Here is a 610-nt window from a genome sequence, read left to right as displayed (position 1 = left end):
TCAACCCATAAAAAAAGCGACCAATTGTTGCCAATTAGCCGCTCGAAAAGATTATCTGTTTATTTAGTGAAGTGGTTTTAGAACAAGGTTTGCTGACGCTTCTCAGGCACTTGTTGAACTTCACCGTAATCGCGTAGCTTATCCATCTTACGGATATCCAAACGTAACTCTGTTACGTAACTGTCTTCAACTAAGTAACTGCGCACGACCTCTGCACCGCGAATCACGCCATCGACCGCGCCACTCGTGCTTTCAATGCCAAGACGCTGATCTTCAAGTTCGGCACGACCGCTTACTCGCATGCCGTAAACTTGCTCTGCTAACTCACGATACGCATCAATTTTTGATGCTCGCATCGCGCGCACACGTTTTTCTTCTACCGTGCGGCCAGTTTGTTCGCTTACGCTTGCATAACCTACCGCCACTAAAATTTCATCTTGGCGCATCTGTTGTAATGGCTGACATCCCACAAGCACCAAGGTGGCAATAATAAATAATAACTTCTTCATGGTTCTATCCTATGGGCGGAGAATCACAGTGTATGGCTGGCGAATGGTTGGGTCTGAACGAATCAACACGCCATCTTGGGTACGAATGCTATTTAGCGTAT

General features: G+C 46.4%; 1 protein-coding gene. It reads right to left on the bottom strand.

Annotation, left to right across the window (positions count from 1 at the left end; translation table 11 throughout):
• Positions 1–77: 77 nt before the first annotated feature.
• Entirely contained in the window at positions 78–509 is a 432-nt protein-coding gene (flgP, locus tag R7Q11_RS27615) for a flagellar assembly lipoprotein FlgP (protein WP_005453982.1), read from the bottom strand.
• Positions 510–610: the final 101 nt, after the last annotated feature.

The organism is Vibrio sp. 970 (genome assembly GCF_033339075.1).
The sequence above is the reverse complement of the archived record's forward strand: the minus strand, read 5'-3'. Positions and strand labels throughout refer to the sequence as shown.